The sequence below is a fragment of the Staphylococcus equorum genome, from assembly GCF_001747895.1.
GTDB lineage: Bacteria > Bacillota > Bacilli > Staphylococcales > Staphylococcaceae > Staphylococcus > Staphylococcus equorum_A.
The window spans coordinates 100,088-120,684 of sequence record NZ_LNNB01000016.1 but is presented as its reverse complement, the minus strand read 5'-3'; the positions used below and the strand labels follow the sequence as shown (position 1 = coordinate 120,684).

Sequence of the window (20,597 nt, the reverse complement as noted above, 5' to 3'; positions counted from 1 at the left end):
CTCAGCCTGTAGTCTTCGGCTAGTGCTTTCCCCGCAAGAGTCGGCACAAATTACTGCCATTTTTTAAACGAAAATAAAATAATATAATATATTTAAATTAAACAGTGGTGGTAATTTTATTTAGTATGTTACATAAAAATTTTAGTGTTACATATCCTTATACATTAAAGTGAGCACTTGAATGACTATTGAGTTGACTGTATAATAATATTCAAATATATACTTTAATGAGAGGTTGGAGGATATGAATAAAAATGAAACGTGTGAAGTTTTCTGTTATGACGAAAAAAAGGTTAATAAAGTACAGCATGATTTACAAAGTATAGATATTTCCGGTATTTCTCAACTTTTGAAAGCAATCGCGGATGAAAATAGAGCTAAAATTACTTATGCTTTATGTCAGGAAGAAGAATTATGTGTATGTGATATCTCAAATATCATAGGTGTGACGGTCGCAAATGCTTCTCATCATCTTCGTATGCTTAATAAACAAGGAATACTCAAGTTTAGAAAAGAAGGGAAAATGGCTTTCTATTCGCTGGATGATGAACATATCAAGCAGATTATGATGATGGCGTTAACGCATAGGAAAGAAGTGAGCGCTAATGTCTGAGCAGCAAGACAAAGTAATAAATAAAGAAAGTAGTACATATCGAGTACAGGGTTTTTCATGTGCCAATTGCGCAGGCAAGTTTGAAACCAATGTTAAAAAACTGCCTAATGTACACGATGCAAGTGTTAATTTTGGTGCCTCTCAAATCTCTGTGCAAGGCGAAGCAAGTATTGAGGAATTGGAAAAAGCCGGTGCGTTTGAAAATTTAAAAGTAATACCAAAAACCACAACACGTACAACTTCGAATTCAAAGGATGAACAAGAAGAAAAGAATCCGTTTTATAAGAAACATAGTACATTGATTTATTCGGCGTTATTTATGACGCTGGGTTTCATTTCCATGTTTATTAATGGAAATGAAAATATTGTAACGGCGCTTTTATTTATCACATCAATGATTGTCGGTGGCGCTTCCATGATAACAACTGGTCTCAAGAATTTGATTCAATTAGAGTTCGATATGAGAACATTGATGACAATTGCTGTTATAGGTGGTGTCCTTATCGGTGAATGGGCAGAGGTATCGGTTGTGGTGATTCTATTTTCAATTAGCGAATCATTAGAACGATTCTCCATGGATCGAGCCAGAGCATCGATTACTTCATTGATGGATGTTGCGCCGAACAAGGCTTTAATCAAACGTAATAATCAAGAAATGACTGTACATGTTGATGATATTGTCGTTGGTGACATTATGATTGTAAAACCAGGTCAAAAAATTGCGATGGACGGTATTATAATTGATGGCTACTCATCAATTAATCAATCAGCAATCACTGGTGAATCTGTTCCAGTTGAAAAGTATAAAGATGATGATGTGTTTGCAGGCACATTAAATGAAGAAGGATTTCTAGAAGTAAAAATTACAAAACGAGTTGAAGATACTACAATATCCAAAATTATACATCTCGTGGAGGAAGCACAAGCAGAACGTGCACCGTCACAGGCATTTGTAGATAAATTCGCAAAATACTATACACCTGTCATCATAGCGATTGCGGCAATGGTTGCTGTATTGCCGCCCTTATTCTTTGAAGCAAGTTGGGATAAATGGGTATATCAAGGGCTTGCAGTTCTTGTGGTTGGATGCCCGTGTGCCCTTGTTATTTCTACACCAATAGCCATCGTATCGGCAATCGGTAATGCTGCGAAGAAAGGTGTACTTGTCAAAGGTGGCATTTACTTAGAAGAAATCGGAGCACTGAAAGCAATCGCATTTGATAAAACTGGCACTTTGACTAAAGGTGTTCCAGTCGTGACTGATTTCAAAGTTATCAATAATCGAGTGGATGAACGTGAAATACTGTCTATTATTGCTGCATTAGAATATCGATCCCAACATCCATTGGCTTCTGCAATTATGAATAAAGCGAATACTGAACACATCTTTTATTCAGATATTATTGTAGAAGATTTCTCTTCTATTACAGGTAAAGGTATAAAAGGTAGCATAGATGGCCGTATGACTTACGTTGGAAATTCAAAAATGTTTTCAGAATTATTAACTGCAAACAATGAAAATAAAGTTAGAAATTTAATTTCTTCTCTTCAAGAGCAAGGTAAAACAGTGATGCTAGTAGGAACGGATCAAGGTGTCGAAGCCATAATCGCTGTGGCTGATGAAGTGCGAGAAACGAGTCAGCAAGCACTGCATAAACTACATCAGGCAAATGTTGAAAATACTGTTATGCTAACAGGTGATAACCAGAATACTGCGGGAGCGATTGGTAATCAAGTTGGTGTTAAAGATATAAAAGCAGAGCTTCTACCTGAAGATAAACTTAAGGTAATCAAACAATTAAAATCCAAATATAAACGCGTGGCTATGGTTGGAGATGGTGTCAATGATGCGCCAGCTTTAGCAGCTTCGACAGTCGGTGTCGCTATGGGCGGAGCAGGCACGGATGCAGCACTTGAGACGGCAGATGTAGTATTAATGGGAGATGATTTGAATAAGCTGCCATTTACGATTAAACTGAGCCGTAAAACGCTGAATATCATTAAAGCGAATATTACTTTTGCGATAATAATAAAAATTATTGCATTGCTTTTAGTCATTCCGGGCTGGCTAACACTTTGGATCGCGATACTTTCAGATATGGGTGCAACGCTACTTGTGGCATTGAATGGTATGAGACTTATGCGAGTTAAAGAAAATGAGTAACAATTAAGCAGACAATTTTTTCGTCAAACAATAAAAGCTAGTATTATCGAACACTTTCGAGAAAGTACATTCTCTTGGCTGAAAAGCCCTTCCCCCTAAATATAAGTTAAAAGCTTAATTTCTCAAATTTGATGTTGAGAGATTAAGCTTTTTTATATACAATTACAGCGTAAAATATGAACAGAAGTGATTACAGGGTTCCCTGTATCTCGTCTATATATAGTAGGCGTTTTGTATAAAAAAACAATTAACAGAAAAGCTTATTTCACAAAAAATAGGCTATATATGTATATAAATAACAAATAGCGACTGACGTTAGTTTGGGTGAAGAAAGGAAGAGCGTGATGTTCAAATCATTTTTCAAATCAAATCGTTTTAAAACGCCACATACATATGCATTATTATTAATAATTATTGTCTTTTCAAGCTTGCTTACCTACTTGATACCGGCGGGGGAGTTTGAACGTGAGAAAAAAGATGGACAAACCTTGGTTGTTTCAGGATCTTATCAAGAAGTTGAACAACATGGTGTATCATTTTTCGATATATTTAGAGCGATACCTGAAGGATTAATCAGTGGTGGAGAAATTGTATTCTACATCTTTTTAGTAGGTGGCGCATTCGGTATCGTACATAAGACAGGCGCATTTGAAAATGGTGTCAATAAAGCGATGCAAGCATTAGGAACATATAAAGGACTTATGATTCCTTTAACAATGACTATCTTCTCTATCCTAGGGTTTTCTATTGGCTTGGCAGAAGAAACGATTATTTTCGTGCCAATCGGCATCATTATAGCTCGAACATTAGGTTATGACGCACTTACAGGCGCTGCAATGGTAATACTTGGGGCAGCCAGTGGATTTATAGGTGGTATGCTCAATCCATTTACAGTCGGTGTAGCGCAATCTGTAGCTGAATTACCCATGTTTTCAGGTTGGGGATTACGGACAATCATCTATCTATTTATTTTAGCAGCCGCAATAATGACAGTAATGTTTTATGCAAGAAAAGTTAAGAAAGATAAAACTAAAAGTCTCGTTTATGAATTGGAACAAGCAGAAGGTGATGTGGAAGCTAGAATGTCCACGAGACGCTTTACGAAAAGACAGGCAATGGGTCTAGGTTTAATTGCTGCAGCGATTGTATTAAACGTATATGGTATTTTTACTTATGGTTGGTCGTTTAATGAAATGAGTGCCAACTTTTTACTCGCTGGTTTATTAGCAGGTTTCATTGGTGGCTTAGGGATGAATGGCACTTTTGATGCAATGATTGAAGGTATGAAAGATATACTATTTGGAGCAATGATTGTCGGTTTTGCTAAAGGTATTATTGTAATTTTAGAGAATGGTCAAGTCATCGATACAATTGTATATGGCATGACAACTTTATTAGCAGATATACCTTCTTCAATGGTAATCATAGCAATGTTTATACTACAATTTTGCTTAAATTTCTTTATACCATCTGGTTCAGGCCAAGCATTAACAACAATGCCCTTAATGGTGCCTATATCTGACTTATTAAACATTAATAGACAAGTTACTGTGCTTGCCTTCCAATATGGCGATGCGATTAGTAATGTTTTATTCCCAACGTCCGCAATTCTGATGGGCGCATTAGCTGTTGGGAAAATTACTTACACACAATGGCTTAAATTTGCGTGGAAATTAATTGTGATATGGGTCGTGATTTGTAGTATCGGGATGTCTATCGCGTTAATAATCGGTTACTAATTGCACATCATAGTGAAAAGAAGTTATAGCATTTTGAAAAATAGAATACGAATGGATATTGTATAAATTTTTAACTTAGTATATACTAAATTAAAAGAAATCGTCATATTGCGTGTTACTGGTTAAGCAGGCATGAGCAAACAAAGCGACTATCGGGAATAGTCTGTTTGCTCATGCCTTTTTGTGTGCGTTTTGACGGTAAAGATAGAGAAGGGATGTTTTGTATATGTTTAAAAAGTTTTTTGGACAATTGCAACGAATTGGTAAAGCGTTAATGTTACCAGTTGCAATTTTACCAGCCGCTGGTTTATTACTAGCAATTGGTACAGCAATTCAAGGGGAATCCTTACAACAATACCTTCCATTTATACAAAATGGAGGAATTCAAAATATTGCTGATATGATGGCAGGTGCAGGTAGTATTATATTTGATAACTTGCCAATCATATTTGCGATGGGTGTTGCAATCGGTTTAGCTAGTGGTGACGGCGTTGCAGCTATTGCTGCGTTTGTCGGCTATATCATTATGAATAAAACGATGGGCGCATTTTTACATGTCACAGAAGATAATGTAGCAGATGCTGCAAGTGGTTATGCGAGTGTATTAGGTATACCAACCTTACAAACAGGGGTGTTCGGCGGTATTATCATTGGGGCGCTTGCTGCTTGGTGTTATAATAAATTCTTTAATATTTCATTACCATCATATTTAGGTTTCTTTGCTGGTAAACGTTTTGTGCCTATTATGATGGCACTGACTTCGTTTGTATTAGCATTTCCTATGGCTTTAATTTGGCCACATATTCAAACGGGTTTAAATGCATTTAGTGAAGGTTTACTTGACGCCAATACAGGATTATCTGTATTCTTATTCGGATTTATCAAACGTTTATTAATACCATTTGGCTTACATCACATTTTCCACGCACCGTTTTGGTTTGAATTTGGTTCATGGACTAACGCAGCAGGAGAAATTATTCGTGGTGACCAACGTATCTTTGTTGAACAAATTCGTGAAGGAAGCCATTTAACAGCAGGTAAATTTATGCAGGGTGAATTCCCAGTAATGATGTTTGGCTTACCTGCAGCTGCTTTGGCTATTTATCATACAGCGAAACCTGGAAGTAAGAAAATTGTGGCTGGTTTGATGGGTTCTGCAGCTTTAACTTCGTTCTTAACGGGTATTACGGAACCATTAGAATTCTCATTCTTATTTGTAGCGCCATTATTATTCTTTATTCATGCAATATTGGATGGTTTAGCGTTTTTAACAATGTATCTATTAGATGTGCATTTAGGATATACATTCTCAGGTGGTTTTATAGACTTTGTATTATTAGGTGTGTTACCGAACCAAACAAGTTGGTGGCTAGTGATTCCAGTAGGACTGGTATACGCAGTAATTTATTACTTTGTATTCCGATTCTTAATCACAAAATTCAATTACAAAACGCCTGGTCGTGAAGACAAGCAAGTTGAAGCTTCTACTGCAACAGCAAGTGAATTACCATTTGAAGTGTTAGATGCAATGGGTGGTCAAGAGAATATTAAACATCTTGATGCTTGTATCACACGCCTACGTGTTGAAGTAAAAGAGAAGAGTAAGGTCGATGTTGGTGGATTGAAAGCATTGGGTGCTTCTGGCGTGCTTGAAGTGGGTAATAATATGCAGGCAATATTCGGTCCTAAATCCGATCAAATCAAGCATGATATGGCTATGATTATGAAAGGTGAAATTACAAAACCAAGTGAAACGACAGTGCCAGTAGAGGACGATAATAAAGTAACGCAGATGGACGATTTGGATGAAGTAGAAATTTATTCACCAGGTAAAGGTCAAATCATACCTTTATCAGAAGTGCCTGATCAAGTTTTCGCTCAAAAAATGATGGGCGATGGTGTAGGATTTGTTCCTGAAGATGGAGAAATTGTGGCACCATTTGACGGTACGGTGAAAACAATATTCCCTACCAAACATGCCATTGGTATTGAGTCAGATGAAGGTATAGAATTACTTATCCATATTGGTATTGATACTGTTAAATTAGATGGTGCTGGTTTTGAAAGTATGGTTAGTACAGGAGACGCAATTAAAAAAGGACAAACGCTAATGCACGTTGATTTAGACTATATTAAAGCAAACGCGCCTAGTATTGTGACGCCATTGATATTAACAAACTTAGAAAACCGAACACTTGAAGTAACTGAAGTAACAGACGTGAAATCAGAACAATTGATTATGACAGTTAAACAAGACTAAATAATCATAAAGATATAAACTTTAAGTGAAACTGCAATAATGTAGTTATATAGCAACTCAAACAGTTCGAATTAATAAAAATTCGAACTGTTTTTTATTTTTTAAGATAAAATGTTGAAATATTCTGAAATTATAAATATCATAGGAGTTATGATTATATTAAAAATGAGGGTGAAATTATGAACTATAGACCATCAATGCAAGTGATGCCTAAAGTAACACTTGTGCCACCAGAGTCAAATATGGCTGAAGCATTATATCAAACAATTAAAAAAAATTTTTCACACTTAGAACCATTTCTAGAATTTATTACGGAAGATGTTACAGTCCAAGACGAAAGTGCATATTTGAAAATGATGATTCAACAGCATGCAGACAATACAGGTCGCTTATTTCTTATTTACTATGAAGATGATCTTATAGGTACCATAGATTTACATAAAATAGATACGAAGAATCGCAAAGCAGAAATTGGTTATTGGATTGCTGAAGATTATACAGGTAAGCAAATAACAACGACGTGCGTGAAGTATATGTGTCATTATGCATTTGAAACATTAGGCTTAAATAAATTGACTATTTTAGCCGATGTTCGAAATATACCAAGCAATAAAGTGGCTGAAAAAGTTGGCTTTTCTTTTGTTGCTACTGATTATCAAGATCTATTCGATGGAGAAGTATTTAGAGATATGAACCGTTATATATTATTAAAAGAACACTTTCACTAAAATAAATTAAACACTTTCATCGCGTTTTAAAAATAATAATTTGAAAGGGGATGGATATGGATATCACAAGAGGCATAAACCATATTGGATTAACGGTACCAGATATTGAAGTTGCAACTATTTTTTTCAAAAAAGCTTTGGACGGAAAGATAGCCTATGATAGTCAAACAAAAGCCGATGATGCACGATCAGGTGAATTTGTAGAACATGTCTTAGATATAGAGCAAGGGGCAAAAATTATAAAGAAACGGATGATGGTATTTCATAATGGACCTAATATAGAAATGTTTGAATTTAAAGATGCGGCTCAGCAAAGTCCAGCATCGTTACAAGATATGGGTTTTACACATATTTCATTTTACGTAGATGATTTTGAAACTACTTTTAAGCGAGTGATACAAGCAGGGGGCAAACCGATTTCAGAACCACACAATAATACAAAATATGAAGATACAGCAAATAATAAAACCGTATATATACGCACGCCATGGGGAAGTTTAATTGAATTACAAACTATTCCTGAGGGTTATTATTATCCAGATGACAGTGAAACTGAAGTGTTTATACCTAAAAAATAAATATAAAACTTTAACTAAGGGGAATCGATGATGTTACAAAGAAAATTAAATATCGCGAATTTAAAGACACCTATTCATAAATTAGAGTCACTAAGTCAGTCACTAGGTAAAGACATCTATATTAAAAGAGATGACTATACAGGAACCGAAATTTCAGGTAATAAGGTAAGGAAGTTAGAATATACAATACAGTATGTATTAGATAACGGTTATGATACAGTCATTACAACTGGAGCAATCACATCTAATCATGCGCGTGCAACTGCTGCTGTCTGTGCACAATACAATATAGAATGTCATTTAATATTGAGAGGCACAAAGAAATACTATGAAGGAAATTTGTTTTTGGCAACGATGTTAGGCGCTCATATACATCTTATAGAACCCAATGCTTCAAGAGAAGAAGCAATGGATTCATTGTATATAGAATTAGAAGAAGGCGGTAAAACGCCATTTAAAATACCTGCAGGCGCATCTGATTGGATAGGCGCTCATGGTTACATCAATACTTATGAAGAAATATTAGAACAAGAAATCACGTTAGGCGTTCAGTTTGATTCTATTAATTTAGCTGTAGGTTCTGGTGGAACATACGCTGGACTTTGGTTTGGCAAAACGAGTAATAACTTAGAAACTCAAATCATTGGATATGCTGTAAACAAAAATGCTGAAACTTTTAAAAATAAAGTCATTGAGATTATTAAAGATTTAGACAAGGAGACGCCCTCGTTTGAATCCATTTTAATCAACGACGAATATATTGGTTTAGGATATGGTCAAGCAACGGATGAAGAACTCCAATTTTATATCGACATCGCGCAACAAGAAGGGATAATATTAGATCCCACATATACTGGAAAAGCTTTTCGAGGACTTGTTGAGGAAATAAAACAAGGTCATTATGATGATCAGCAATGCATTTTGTTTATTCATACAGGTGGTTTACAAGGCTATACACAAGAGATAAGAACGCGAATCGAACAATTAATTGATGTAAAATAAAACGTAGACACTATAATAGTCGAAAGCGATGTTTTAAAAATATAAAATGGACAATTGCTCAAAGGATATGAGCTGTTTTTAAATATTATATTATTGTATTTTGGAGCAAATTCGTTGATTATTCTTCTGAAAATGTTTCATAATGAGATACAATTTGTGTGACGAGGAAGGTGTTTAAAATGACGCAAACATTGACTACGATAGAATCATTTCACGCGTTTGTTAACAAACATAAATTAGCGGTTATACATGTGATGAGAGACAATTGTAGCGTTTGTCATGCAGTTTTACCACAGATAGAAGGACTTGTAGGTGAATACACTAATGTGTCACTAGGCGTTATAAATCAAAGCAATTTAGAAGCTATCGCTGGTGAACTATCGATATTTACTGTGCCGGTAGATTTAATATATTTAGATGGAAAAGAAATGCACAGACAAGGTCGTTTTATTGATATGCAACGATTTGAACATCAGTTGAATTTGATGTATCAAAGTATAGATTAATATATTTTAGCATGTAATTTTTTCTATTTTCAGACAAGAATGGTTAAAAAGTCAGTGCCATTCTTAAATTAATACAAAAAATAAGGCACCTCGTTTTAAAGTTACTCTAACATAACTTTAAAACGAGGTGTCTTATGTATAAAAATTATAATATGACTCAGCTAACACTACCAATGGAAACTGAAATTTTGATTTCATGTTCCCATCTTTGTGTTGTTGATATTTTTAATAACACAAAATAATTAAATTGTCTCAAATGAAAATGTGGGTAATTAGATTAAAAGTTTCATGTTTCTTAAAATTAATGTATGATAAAGAATATTAATAGCGCAATAGGGGGATGTATATGCGAATAGAAAGAATCTGTCCTGATGAAGCAGAGGCATTATATACTTGTATGAAGAAAATCGACCAAGAAACGCAGTATATGTTGTATTTGCCAGATGAACGTAGTTTTGATAAAGAAGCATTTATTGATGATATTAAGCGTAATTTTTATATTGGTGTTAAAACAGATGATAACGAAATCTTAGGCTATTTGTCTGCACATATTAGTACTTTATCTAAGGTGAAACATATTGGTTATATTGTGACAGGACTCGTTAACAACAAGCAGCAACAAGGTTTATCAACAAAAATGTTTGGTGAAACAATTAGGTGGGCGAAGCGCAAGGGGTTAAGACGCTTAGAATTAAATGTGATCACATCGAATACACCTGCTATAAACTTTTACGAGAAATTAGGGTTTAAAATCGAAGGTATTAAACGTGAATCGATTTATATGGATGAACATTACTATGATGAACTCTATATGGCAATGATATTGGATCAAGACCTTATTCCTAATGCTATGCGCATGTTGTAGTTGTCTGGCGAAAAGACAAGGTAAGATTGAGCAATCAATGATATATACATAAAATTAAAATATTAAGCTTGCGTAATTGCTTTTACTAAAAATGTGAACTACTTTATTATAAAATATATATATCAGACGAATTGAAGGAGGTTATATATTTTGTTGAAAAAAATTGTAGCATTAACGAGTGTTGGTGTAATAACTTCCTACCTTTATGCTAAAGTAAAAGAAAAACGTAGTTATAAAAGCTTTTTATATGAAGCAATGATAAGAGCTACTCAAATGAAAAAGCCATTTGAAAGTGTAGAAAATGCGCAAAAAATGTTGAAAATTGTGATGAAAGATACAGAAGGGCCACATAAAGGCACGGGCTATTGCTTTCGTAACGATGTTCGAACTACAAACATACAAAATACAACGACGTATGTAGTGAATGATAAAGAAGATAGCCAGCAGCGAGTTGTACTGTATTTACATGGAGGTGCGTGGTTCCAAGACCCCATTAAAATGCACTTTGAGTATATAGATATACTTGCAGATGAATTGGATGCGAAAGTCATTATGCCTGTATATCCCAAAGTCCCACATGCAACTTACAAAGAAACGTTTGAATTGCTTACTGAAATCTATAATAATATAATTGCTCAAGTAGAACATCCACAACAAGTGATTATCATGGGTGATTCGGCGGGCGGTCAAATTGCATTGTCATTTGCGCAATATATCAAAACATTAGGCTTAGAACAGCCAAGTAATATTGTCTTGATTTCTCCTGTTTTAGATCTAACATTATCTAATCCTGAAGCACCAGTGTATGAAAAAATAGATCCTATGTTAGGCATTAAAGGTACGCAATATTTCATAGAATTGTGGACAGGCGACACACCATTAACAGATTGGCGTGTTTCTCCAATAAATGGTGCATTAGATGGCTTAGGACACATTACAATTTCAATAGGCACAAAAGAAACGTTATATCCAGATGCAGTGAAATTATCGAACTTATTAAATGAAAAAAATATAGAACATGATTTCTTACCAGGTTATAATTTATTCCATATTCATCCAATCTTTCCAATTCCAGAAAGACAACAATTTTTAGAACAACTAAAGCAAATTATCAATAAACATTAAAAAAAGGCTCTGTTTTGGGCCGACTTCTGTGGAAAATCACGAGCCGAAGACTACAAGACTTTGGCTGTGACTACGGAAAGTGTGTACAAAAAAATTGCCAACAAAGTCCTAGACTTTGTCGACACACTGAAAGGACCTTTCAATTTTTGGAAGGTCCTTTATTATATAAAATACTACTTACGTGAGTCATTTTGGGAAACGACGCACGTAAGTAGTATTATTTATTTTTTAAATAAGCTGGGAAAAATTCTGTGAATAAGTCAATAAATGATAAATACACATCTTTTTCTACATATTCATCTACTTGATGCGCTTGACTGACTAAACCAGGACCATACATAATAAATGAAAAATCTTCGTCCTTATCTACAAGTAGGTCAGAAGCATCGGTTACACCTGGAGAAGCTTCTAAAGGTAAATCAGCATTTAAATATTTTGTGCCCATTTCGTGTGCTAATTCTGCTAGTTTATTTTGACCTGTTGTATAAACAGGTGGTCTAGACATATAAGTGTCGATTTCAATATCTGTATGATCAGTTTCAACTTGTTTTAAAATTTCATTGAAATAGGAAATGAATTGTTCGTTATCATGTTCTGGGATTGTACGTATATTAAATTCTGACTCAGCATGTTCGGGAATGGAGTTCACTTGGTTACCGCCATTAAAGATAGTAGCATTCATAATGGCATTACCTAAAAGGGTATTACTTTTATTAAATTTTTCAAAACCTTCATCTGCTTTATAAACAAATTTCACGAGTGGCGAAATCGCATTAAAACCAAGGTGTGGCATCGAACTATGTGAAGCTTTACCTTTTGAAGTAACACGAATGTCCATTGAACCTTTATGTGCATATACAATTCTATCTTGAGATGGTTCGGCAATAACAAGTGCTTCTACATCTTTCATATAACCTTGTTCTTGGAAAGCTTTTGCGCCCTCACCGACGATTTCTTCGCCTGCAGTTGCGAGTAAACGAATTCTTCCATGGTCTAATAACCCTTGTTCTTTGATATCAATCAAGCTGATAACCAATGCAGCAAGTCCTGATTTCATATCTGCAGAACCACGTCCATAAAATTTATTATCTACTTCAGTTAATTTGAATGGGTCATATGTCCATTTATTTTTATCGCCTTCTGAAACGACATCCATATGCCCTGAAATACCTAGAACTGGGCCATCTTCACCAATTTCTGCTATTAAATTTGCACGTGTATCGTTGATTTTAATTATTTTGGAGTCGATACCATGTTTAGATAATAAATCTTTAAGATATTCACATACTTCAATTTCGTGGTCATTTACAGATTTAATACTTACTAAATCTTCTAGTACTTGAACTTTTTCTGCTTCTGAAAATTTACTCATCTTAATAAAACCCCTTTTCTTTAAATAATAACCATCTATCAACTTAATTATATCTGAAGATTCCGACTAATTGAATTTTAACGTATTGAAATAGGGGATGAATAATGAAAGTGAAATTTATTTGAGTTTTTATTTATATTTTGAGCCCATATCGTATGTTTAACAAAAAAATCATACATGGCTCATAGATGAAGTACGATCTAGGGACCTTGTATGAGTATTAACATTGTGTGATAAAGTTTCTGTTTTTAATGAATTAGTAAAATTAGATTGTAATTCATCGGGTACGCGATTACTTTCAGTTGTTGTCTTTTCAGATGAAGCTTCATTATTGTATTCTACATTTTCAATGTTTGTAGGCTTATCAGTATCTATTACTGCACCCTTCATATCATTACCTTGCATACTTCCAACCAAAATCATAATGAGATAGCTACAAGTGATAAGAAATACAACACCAAGATATATAGAAACTACTAATTTAACAGATTTACTCATAAACTGCCTCCTATATAGATTTATTGTTCCCTACACACATAAGATAACATTTAATTTTTAATAACATGTTAAGAAGCAGTAAATATTATATATTTGTTTATGGCAAAATAAACCGCAACACTAAATTAAATTTAAATTTTTCAATAAAAAATATTTATTTTTTCTAAAAATATAAATGCCATTAAATAAGGGTTTATAAAGATAAAAGATGAATATTACATGTATTGTAAATTTGAATTTACGAAATATTAATCAATAATTCAAACAATTTATATTAAATCAATAACTGCATGGTAGCATAACGGTATTGATAGGTAGGAATTGTTTAAACGTTGTGAATGCTATTTTTAGTTGATACATCTTCACTATGTATTAAGAACATGATTAACCTGCTTTGATATATACATAAAATTAAATACGCTGCTGAAAAGAGGGATAAAATTTGCTACTCATCATCATATGTGTAGGTCTCATTCTTTGGCTAGGTATTGTTGAGAAAAAACAACATTCCTACAGATTAGAAAAAGTACCAATACGCATAAATATAAATGGTATAAGAGGTAAATCTACTATAACTAGATTGATTTACAGTACACTGCGTGAGGATAACTACCGAGTTATAGGTAAAACAACAGGGACAGATGCACGTATGCTGTATTGGTTTACACCAAGAGAGTATCCAGTTTATAGGAAGCCTCAAGGAGCAAATATCGGCGAACAACGTGACATTATTCGCAAAGTTGTAAAACAAAAAGCCAATGCGTTAGTAAATGAATGTATGGCAGTTAATCCAGATTATCAAATTACATTCCAAAAAGACTTAGTGAAAGCAAATATTGGTGTGATTGTGAATGTGATGGAAGATCATATGGATGTGTTAGGTCCAACGTTAGATGAGGTAGCCGAAGCATTTACCGCGACTATTCCATACAAAGGACATCTTGTAGTGATGAAAGATGATTATACTAAATTTTTTGCTAAAGTTGCTAAAAAACGTAAAACAAAATTAATTGTTGTTGATAAAGAAGAGGTGCCTGAATCCTATCTCAGAAAGTTCGGTTACATTGTATTCCCAGATAATGTTGCAATTGCTATGGGCGTTGCCGAAGCAATGGGCATAGATCGAGATACAGCTCTGAGTGGCATGTTAAATGCGCCACCTGATGTTGGAGCGGTTGAAGTTAAATACTTTAACGCTAACAATTCAACTAACGTTTATGTTAATGCATTTGCTGCAAATGAGCCAAAATCTTCAAAAGCAATATTAGACAAAGTTGAAACCTATAATTATCCATATAAAAAAATTGTACTTATATTAAATTGTCGTTCTGACAGGATCGACAGAACGAGACAATTTTGTGAAGATTTTTTAAAGGATGTCGAATTCGATACATTAATTTGTACTGGTAAAAGTACTCAAATGGTCAACGATGTAATGAAAGGCCAGCCGAATAAGAAGTATTTAAACTTCGAAGGTAAAGATATAAAAGAAGTTGAGCGCGCATTATATAAAGAATCTCAAAATGCCTTGATTTTCTGTGTTGGTAACATTCACGGACCAGGTAAAGAAATAGCGCAATATATAGAAGGGATCAAATAATATGATAGGTTCAGAGTTATATTTTTCATTATTTGTGGGCATTGTACTAAGTCTCATCTTTGCCGAAAAATTTGGTATTAGTCCAGCTGGATTAGTAGTACCAGGATATTTAGCACTGATTTTTGATCAGCCAATTATGTTACTATCTGTACTCATTATTAGTTGCATTACATATTTCATTGTTAATCATGGTGTAAGCAAAATCGTAATTTTATATGGTCGTAGAAAATTTGCGGCAATGATACTTACTGGTATGGTATTAAAGTTTGTATTTGACATCATTTATCCCTTAACTCCTTTTGAAATGGTGGAGATGTCAGGGATTGGCGTTGTTATTCCAGGTATCATAGCAAATACAATTCAAAAACAAGGTGTCATTATTACTTTATCTACATGTATGTTATTAACATGTATTACTTATGTCATCTTATTCTTTTATAGCTTTATCAATTAGTAAGGAGCATAAATATGAAACAATCTAAACGATTTACTATAGAGGAACGGGTATTAAAATGGACAAAACGTCACAAAAAACGCAACTCTATATACACCGGCATTATTTTAATAGGGGCAATTGCACTTTTAATATTCACTATGTCATCACAAAAAGTTGAACCAGTTCAAGCTATGAAGAAAGCCAAGGATGATATAAGGATGACTTATTTAGGCAATATAGAAATGAATAAGCATATAAGGAAAAATAATATTAATGACACCTTTAGTCCGATAGAAAGTGTTTTAAATGCGAGTGATTACTCAACAGCAAGTTTAAAACTCACCAATTTTTCAGATGATAGAAAGACAAATATTAATATGAATTTAGAGAACGTCATGTTTTTGAAGGGTTTAAATATTAAAAGTTTAAATATTATCAACAAAGTCACCGATAATATAACAGCGAGAGAGTTCAGTAGAGCGGTAGAAGGGCAGGCTGGTTATAATTATTTAACTGGAAATGGTTCGAATCCTATTAATAGTAAAACAGTACAGCAAACAGTTAAAGGTAAAAAAATTGCCAACGTTTCGTTTACAGACGTTGAATCTGATTACACGGACACCTTGAAAAACACAACATCGGTGAGTTTAGAACCGAATATCTATATTCCATTAATTAAAAAGTTAAAAGAGGAAAATGATTACGTTGTGGCTAATGTTGATTGGGGAATAACGGATGAACGCGCTGTTACAACAAGACAAAAGAAATATGCACATTCACTTGTTGATGCTGGTGCAGATGTCATTATCGGTCATAACTCAGTTATTCAACAGATAGAAAAATACAAAGATACGAGTATTTTTTATAGCCTTGGTAACGTAACTTCTGAAGATTTTTTATCTAAAAATAAACAAGGCTTAGCTGTTCAGCAAAATTGGAATGGTAAAGATTCAGAATTTATGGTAACACCAATTAAATCACAAGGTGGAAAAATTACAGAATCCAATCCTAACAAAGTGGAAGAAATTAAATTATTGAACAATATTGAAAGTAAGAGTGTAGACCTTAAAAAAGAGAATGGAGGTTACGTATATGAACATTAAAACACAATGGGTGGGCATTACGGTAGTTTCAATAGTATTAGTCATCTTTTTATTAATTGTATTTGCTCGTGCGAATGAAGGCTTAGAACAATATGAACAAAATGAACTTAAAACATCGCATCACCAATATTTGTCTAAAGGAGCTTAAGTATGAGTATTTATAATAAAAAAACACTCATCGTAATCTTACTCCTTACTATAATCATTTCTTTTATCTTTTTTATAGCAACCAAAGAAGATAATTATAATAAAGATGAATTATATGAAAATAAGATTGCTGATCATGATCAAAACCCATCTGATGAAAATTATGGTGTTGCGTCTAATAACCCAATAGCAAGCCGTGTTGGTGAGAAAATTATTAAAGATGGAGGAAATGCTGTAGATGCTTCCATGGGTGTTTCATATGCATTGGCAATAACCGAGCCTCACTCCTCTGGCTTAGGTGGCGGAGGTGCGATGTTATCCTATGATGGCAAACCGAATGTTGCGCCAAAGCAATGGCAATACAAAGATATTTCATCGTTTAAATATGATGAAAAAGACGAAATTGGCACACCAGGTTTTGTACGAGGGATACATGATGCCCATAAAGAAGCGGGTAAAATGGATGAAGAGAAAATCTTAAACTATGTGATTCCTTTAGCAGAAGAAGGTTTTGAAGTTGATTCAGAATTAGAACGCAGTTTGAAATTATACGGTTCTGATGTTGATAGGGACTCACCATTCTTTGAAGGTGATAAAACCAAAAGAGAAGGTGAAGTAGTTAAACAGCCAGAATTAGCTAAAACAATTAAAGGAATTAGAGATCATGGGCCAGACTATTTCTATGATAAAGTGGGCGAAAGTGTTTCTGATCAAGTAGATGAAGAAATAACTGAAAAAGATTTTAATAGTTATAAAACCACGAAAAAAGAACCGGTTAGCACAGATTATTTAAATACTAAAGTATATTCTGCATCTAATCCATTAGGTGGCACATTGATGCTTCAAGGTTTAGAAATAGATGAAGCAACAAACAATCAAGTGCCACAAAATACCCAATCTGCGCCAGCAAATGAACAAATAGATCCAAATAATCAAACTACCCCTAATAACCGTTTAGATTATATTACTGGTATTTTAAAATCGAGAGCACTTATGTATCGAAATAGAGACATAGTCAATGGCCAAGATGAAGATTATGATGAATACTTATCTCAAGATTATTTACTAGGCAAACTAAATGAAGTGAACTTTGAAAGTAATTTCAATACAAATAATGTAGATAATACAAGTACAACACACTTTGTTGTAGTTGATAAAGAGGGCAAAGTAACAAGTACGACTAATACATTATCAAGTTTCTTTGGTTCAGGTGAATTTATGAAGGAAGGTTTCTATATGAACAACTCTTTATCAAACTTTTCTTCTGATCCGTTAAGCCCTAACCATGGCGGAAAACATAAAACACCTAGATCATATACAGCTCCAAGTATAGTCGTGGGTCCTGATTATTATATGGGTATTGGGACGCCAGGAGGTAATAAGATTCCTACCACAACCAATGAAGTCCTGATAGATTACTTAAAAGGTAATGGCACGCTTCAAGAGTCAATAGATAAGCCACGCTTTTACAATGATGGCGGTACAGTGTTTTATGAAAATGCTATGAGTAAGGCAGATGTTGCTATTTTCAAAAGTTTAGGTTTTAAAGTAGAAGAAAAACGAAATGATCCTAACTTTGGTAGTGTGCAAGCAGCACTTTACAATAAAAATGATAAGACTGTAGAAATAGGACACGATGTTGGTAATAGATAACATAAGGCGCAAGCTAAATTGATGAGTCTAGGAAACAACACAAATTTGATGACAAAAAGTGAAAAGGTAGATTTCCAATTTAAGGAAGTCTGCTTTTTTGTCATATCAATATTAAATAAGTTTAAGATGTTAGTCGGAAATAAATTTTATAAAGTTCTGTAATATTTATTATAAAAGTAAAGATATGGTTTGAAATTAGAAAAAAACTGTATTAACTTGTACGGGGATGGATATAAGTAGAAAAAGACCATAATAGTTGGTAATATAATGTTTATATAATGCATTTTATGAGTGCAATATAAAAATGGGCTTATAAAATATGTTTATATAGCAAGATATTTAATAATAAAATAAAAATGAAAAAGTAACAACAACAATTATATAGGAGGGAAATATATGATATATGCTGGTATTTTGGCTGGAGGTATTGGATCAAGAATGGGAAATGTTCCATTACCAAAACAATTTTTAGATTTAGATGGGAAACCTATTCTTATTCATACAGTAGAGAAATTCTTATTAACAAGTGAATTCGATAAAATCTATATTGCTACACCTCAAAAATGGATTTCTCATACAAAAGATACTTTACGTAAACATAATATTAATGATGATAGAATTAAAGTTGTTCGAGGCGGCGAGGACCGTAATGAAACGATTATGAGTATTATAGAAGCAGCAGAAGTCGAAAATGGTATTACTGATGAAGATGTTATCGTTACACATGATGCAGTTAGACCATTTTTAACACATCGCATTATTAAAGAGAACATAGCAAGTGTTTTAAAATATGGTGCAGTAGATACTGTAATAACTGCGACTGACACAATCATCACATCAGAAGATGGTGAGTCTATAAAGTCTATACCAGTTAGAAGTGAAATGTATCAAGGTCAAACGCCTCAATCATTTAATATTAATTTGTTAAGAAATAGTTATAATGAGCTCTCAAGCGATGATAAGAAAATTATGACAGATGCCTGTAAGATACTAGTTGTAGCAAACAAATCTGTAAGACTAGTTATGGGAGAATTATACAATATAAAAATAACGACACCTTATGATCTTAAAGTTGCTAACTCAATCATAAAAGGTGGGATGTCGAGTGATTAATCAAGTATATCAGCTCGTTGCTCCGAGACAATTTGAAGTAACATATAATAATGAAGACATTAAAAGCGATAAAGTTATTATAAGACCATTGTATTTGTCAATTTGCGCTGCAGATCAAAGATATTACACAGGTAGCAGAAATGAAAAAGTGCTGAAAAATAAATTGCCAATGTCATTGATTCATGAAGGTGTTGGTGAAGTTGTTTATGACAATAAAGGTGTGTTTGAGATTGGTACGAGTGTCATTATGGTGCCTAATACACCTGTGGAAAAAGATGATGTTATAGCTGAAAATTATTTACCAAGCAGTAAATTTAGATCGAGTGGATTTGATGGGTTTATGCAAGATTATGTATTTATGGATCACGATAGAGTCGTTGAAATAGATGATAGTATCGAAGATTTAAGTACAATTGCTTATTCAGAATTAGTCAGCGTAGCCTGGCATGCAATTCAACGTTTTGAACGTAAATCAATTTCATATAAAAATAGTTTTGGCGTATGGGGAGATGGGAATTTAGGTTATATAACAGCTATTTTACTCCATAAACTATATCCAGACGCTAAAATTTATGTTTTTGGTAAAACGGATTACAAATTAAGTCATTTTTCATTTGTAGAACATATATATCATATTCATGAAGTTCCAGAAGATGTCTCATTTGACCATGGTTTCGAATGTGTAGGCGGTAAAGGAAGCCAGTCAGCAGTGAATCAGATTATTGATTTGATCTCCCCAGAAGGGACAATTAGTTTGTTAGGTGTAAGTGAATATCCAATAGAAGTAAATACACGTCTTGTACTAGAAAAAGGCATAACGATGTTTGGTAGTAGTAGAAGTGGTGCACAAGATTTCAGAGACGTCGCTCAATTTTATAAAGACAATCCTGATGTCGTTGAAAAATTAGCACTTCTAAAAGGTAATGAAGTTGATATTAAAACCATTAATGATGCTGTAAAGGCATTTGAAACAGATTTATCCACATCATGGGGTAAGACTGTGCTTAAATGGACAATGTAAAGAACAGTTATATATATAAAGATAACTGAAAATTCAATTTATATTTATTTTCAATTATTTTAAATTAGTTATTA

At 33.6% G+C, this 20,597-nt stretch carries 19 protein-coding genes; 17 read left to right on the top strand and 2 right to left on the bottom strand.

What is annotated here, in order from left to right; translation table 11 throughout:
• The first annotated feature begins 244 nt into the window (after window positions 1-244).
• From AST02_RS08015 to AST02_RS07970, 10 genes are all read left to right on the top strand, one after another.
• On the top strand, window positions 245-613 hold the full coding sequence (locus AST02_RS08015; protein WP_069817210.1) for an ArsR/SmtB family transcription factor: 369 nt from the start codon (window positions 245-247) through the stop codon (window positions 611-613).
• Entirely contained in the window at window positions 606-2,777 is a 2,172-nt protein-coding gene (locus AST02_RS08010; RefSeq protein ID WP_069817208.1) for a heavy metal translocating P-type ATPase, read from the top strand. Before AST02_RS08015 ends, AST02_RS08010 begins: the two co-directional genes overlap by 8 nt.
• A gap of 344 nt (window positions 2,778-3,121) precedes the next feature.
• Entirely contained in the window at window positions 3,122-4,516 is a 1,395-nt protein-coding gene (locus AST02_RS08005) for a YfcC family protein (RefSeq protein ID WP_069817206.1), read from the top strand.
• 226 nt (window positions 4,517-4,742) lie between these two features.
• Complete coding sequence (ptsG, locus tag AST02_RS08000) at window positions 4,743-6,776, top strand: glucose-specific PTS transporter subunit IIBC (RefSeq protein WP_069817205.1); 2,034 nt, start codon at window positions 4,743-4,745, stop codon at window positions 6,774-6,776.
• A 179-nt stretch (window positions 6,777-6,955) separates the two neighbouring features.
• Complete coding sequence (locus tag AST02_RS07995; protein WP_069817203.1) at window positions 6,956-7,504, top strand: GNAT family N-acetyltransferase; 549 nt, start codon at window positions 6,956-6,958, stop codon at window positions 7,502-7,504.
• A gap of 56 nt (window positions 7,505-7,560) precedes the next feature.
• Entirely contained in the window at window positions 7,561-8,082 is a 522-nt protein-coding gene (locus tag AST02_RS07990; RefSeq protein ID WP_069817201.1) for a VOC family protein, read from the top strand.
• Between the two features lie 30 nt (window positions 8,083-8,112).
• Window positions 8,113-9,084, top strand: coding sequence for a D-cysteine desulfhydrase family protein (locus AST02_RS07985; RefSeq protein WP_069817199.1), 972 nt, complete (start codon window positions 8,113-8,115; stop codon window positions 9,082-9,084).
• Between the two features lie 179 nt (window positions 9,085-9,263).
• Window positions 9,264-9,590: a thioredoxin family protein gene (locus tag AST02_RS07980; RefSeq protein ID WP_069817197.1), complete on the top strand. Its 327-nt coding sequence runs from the start codon at window positions 9,264-9,266 to the stop codon at window positions 9,588-9,590.
• A 346-nt stretch (window positions 9,591-9,936) separates the two neighbouring features.
• Window positions 9,937-10,455, top strand: a complete 519-nt coding sequence (locus tag AST02_RS07975; protein ID WP_069817195.1) for a GNAT family N-acetyltransferase — start codon at window positions 9,937-9,939, stop codon at window positions 10,453-10,455.
• 150 nt (window positions 10,456-10,605) lie between these two features.
• Window positions 10,606-11,580 (top strand): alpha/beta hydrolase fold domain-containing protein, encoded by a 975-nt coding sequence (locus tag AST02_RS07970; protein ID WP_069817194.1) that lies wholly within the window; start codon window positions 10,606-10,608, stop codon window positions 11,578-11,580.
• Window positions 11,581-11,797: 217 nt separating this feature from the next.
• Here the strand turns inward: AST02_RS07970 and AST02_RS07965 are convergent, their stop codons facing one another.
• Entirely contained in the window at window positions 11,798-12,952 is a 1,155-nt protein-coding gene (locus AST02_RS07965) for an ArgE/DapE family deacylase (RefSeq protein ID WP_069817192.1), read from the bottom strand.
• A gap of 171 nt (window positions 12,953-13,123) precedes the next feature.
• Complete coding sequence (locus tag AST02_RS07960) at window positions 13,124-13,450, bottom strand: hypothetical protein (RefSeq protein WP_069817190.1); 327 nt, start codon at window positions 13,448-13,450, stop codon at window positions 13,124-13,126.
• A 442-nt stretch (window positions 13,451-13,892) separates the two neighbouring features.
• On the opposite strand from AST02_RS07960, the gene pgsB reads away from it, so the two are divergent.
• The 7 genes from pgsB to AST02_RS07930 all read left to right on the top strand — a co-directional run bounded on the left by pgsB (window position 13,893) and on the right by AST02_RS07930 (window position 20,523).
• Window positions 13,893-15,050 carry a poly-gamma-glutamate synthase PgsB gene (gene pgsB / locus AST02_RS07955; RefSeq protein WP_069817188.1) on the top strand — a complete coding sequence of 386 codons (1,158 nt, stop codon included), beginning with the start codon at window positions 13,893-13,895 and terminating at the stop codon, window positions 15,048-15,050.
• 1 nt (window position 15,051) lies between these two features.
• Complete coding sequence (pgsC, locus tag AST02_RS07950) at window positions 15,052-15,504, top strand: poly-gamma-glutamate biosynthesis protein PgsC (RefSeq protein WP_002506667.1); 453 nt, start codon at window positions 15,052-15,054, stop codon at window positions 15,502-15,504.
• Window positions 15,505-15,518: 14 nt separating this feature from the next.
• Window positions 15,519-16,589, top strand: a complete 1,071-nt coding sequence (locus AST02_RS07945) for a CapA family protein (protein WP_069817186.1) — start codon at window positions 15,519-15,521, stop codon at window positions 16,587-16,589.
• On the top strand, window positions 16,579-16,737 hold the full coding sequence (locus tag AST02_RS14370) for a hypothetical protein (RefSeq protein WP_176721549.1): 159 nt from the start codon (window positions 16,579-16,581) through the stop codon (window positions 16,735-16,737). Before AST02_RS07945 ends, AST02_RS14370 begins: the two co-directional genes overlap by 11 nt.
• A 2-nt stretch (window positions 16,738-16,739) precedes the next feature.
• Window positions 16,740-18,389: a gamma-glutamyltransferase gene (locus AST02_RS07940; RefSeq protein WP_069817184.1), complete on the top strand. Its 1,650-nt coding sequence runs from the start codon at window positions 16,740-16,742 to the stop codon at window positions 18,387-18,389.
• Between the two features lie 396 nt (window positions 18,390-18,785).
• On the top strand, window positions 18,786-19,502 hold the full coding sequence (locus AST02_RS07935; RefSeq protein WP_069817182.1) for a D-ribitol-5-phosphate cytidylyltransferase: 717 nt from the start codon (window positions 18,786-18,788) through the stop codon (window positions 19,500-19,502).
• The gene (locus AST02_RS07930; protein ID WP_069817180.1) at window positions 19,495-20,523 is read left to right on the top strand and encodes an alcohol dehydrogenase catalytic domain-containing protein; all 1,029 of its coding nucleotides are present in this window, start codon (window positions 19,495-19,497) and stop codon (window positions 20,521-20,523) included. Before AST02_RS07935 ends, AST02_RS07930 begins: the two co-directional genes overlap by 8 nt.
• Window positions 20,524-20,597 lie beyond the last annotated feature (74 nt).

What these genes read in the sequence shown, in the direction of transcription:
- AST02_RS14370 (WP_176721549.1), top strand. Translation starts at nt 16,579, where the DNA reads ATGAACATTAAAACACAATGGGTGGGCATTACGGTAGTTTCAATAGTA.
- AST02_RS07940 (WP_069817184.1), top strand. Translation starts at nt 16,740, where the DNA reads ATGAGTATTTATAATAAAAAAACACTCATCGTAATCTTACTCCTTACT.
- AST02_RS07975 (WP_069817195.1), top strand. Translation starts at nt 9,937, where the DNA reads ATGCGAATAGAAAGAATCTGTCCTGATGAAGCAGAGGCATTATATACT.
- ptsG (WP_069817205.1), top strand. Translation starts at nt 4,743, where the DNA reads ATGTTTAAAAAGTTTTTTGGACAATTGCAACGAATTGGTAAAGCGTTA.
- AST02_RS07980 (WP_069817197.1), top strand. Translation starts at nt 9,264, where the DNA reads ATGACGCAAACATTGACTACGATAGAATCATTTCACGCGTTTGTTAAC.
- AST02_RS07965 (WP_069817192.1), bottom strand. Translation starts at nt 12,952, where the DNA reads ATGAGTAAATTTTCAGAAGCAGAAAAAGTTCAAGTACTAGAAGATTTA.
- AST02_RS08015 (WP_069817210.1), top strand. Translation starts at nt 245, where the DNA reads ATGAATAAAAATGAAACGTGTGAAGTTTTCTGTTATGACGAAAAAAAG.
- AST02_RS07945 (WP_069817186.1), top strand. Translation starts at nt 15,519, where the DNA reads ATGAAACAATCTAAACGATTTACTATAGAGGAACGGGTATTAAAATGG.
- AST02_RS08005 (WP_069817206.1), top strand. Translation starts at nt 3,122, where the DNA reads ATGTTCAAATCATTTTTCAAATCAAATCGTTTTAAAACGCCACATACA.
- AST02_RS07990 (WP_069817201.1), top strand. Translation starts at nt 7,561, where the DNA reads ATGGATATCACAAGAGGCATAAACCATATTGGATTAACGGTACCAGAT.
- AST02_RS08010 (WP_069817208.1), top strand. Translation starts at nt 606, where the DNA reads ATGTCTGAGCAGCAAGACAAAGTAATAAATAAAGAAAGTAGTACATAT.
- pgsC (WP_002506667.1), top strand. Translation starts at nt 15,052, where the DNA reads ATGATAGGTTCAGAGTTATATTTTTCATTATTTGTGGGCATTGTACTA.
- AST02_RS07995 (WP_069817203.1), top strand. Translation starts at nt 6,956, where the DNA reads ATGAACTATAGACCATCAATGCAAGTGATGCCTAAAGTAACACTTGTG.
- AST02_RS07935 (WP_069817182.1), top strand. Translation starts at nt 18,786, where the DNA reads ATGATATATGCTGGTATTTTGGCTGGAGGTATTGGATCAAGAATGGGA.
- AST02_RS07960 (WP_069817190.1), bottom strand. Translation starts at nt 13,450, where the DNA reads ATGAGTAAATCTGTTAAATTAGTAGTTTCTATATATCTTGGTGTTGTA.
- AST02_RS07985 (WP_069817199.1), top strand. Translation starts at nt 8,113, where the DNA reads ATGTTACAAAGAAAATTAAATATCGCGAATTTAAAGACACCTATTCAT.